This window comes from Mesorhizobium sp. M8A.F.Ca.ET.208.01.1.1 (assembly GCF_004791315.1).
Classification (GTDB): Bacteria; Pseudomonadota; Alphaproteobacteria; order Rhizobiales; family Rhizobiaceae; genus Mesorhizobium.
In genome coordinates this window covers 1-321 of sequence record NZ_SRUT01000221.1, presented here as the reverse complement: position 1 = coordinate 321, position 321 = coordinate 1, and the positions used below count along the sequence as shown (strand labels likewise).

Below are 321 nucleotides of genomic sequence, written 5' to 3'. Positions count from 1 at the left end.
GAATGAGGCAAGCTCGATCACCGCCTTTACTTCGTCTTCGAAGAGCGCAGGCAGGATGATGACATTGGCCGGTGTGGCGTTGCCGAGGCCCGATGTGATGCGCAGGAAGTCCGGCGGCACATTGTCGAGAACGATCGCACGCTTGTCGGCAGCGCTTTGGCCGATCAGCCCCTCACGTAGATCAAGGCGCTGCTTCATCACCGCCCTGCTCTCGGCGCCGTAGGACGCGGCAAGCTCGAGATAGGACTCGTCTTCTTCCCGGTTGGTCACATAGAACACGCCGTATTGCGCATTCACCAGCGGTGCCAGCTCCGACATGAT

At 60.1% G+C, this 321-nt stretch carries 1 protein-coding gene; it reads right to left on the bottom strand.

Features of this window, described 5'->3' with window-relative positions:
• The coding region (locus tag EN851_RS35015; RefSeq protein ID WP_135931097.1) for a GAF domain-containing protein at positions 1 to 321 on the bottom strand (321 nt) is incomplete at both ends.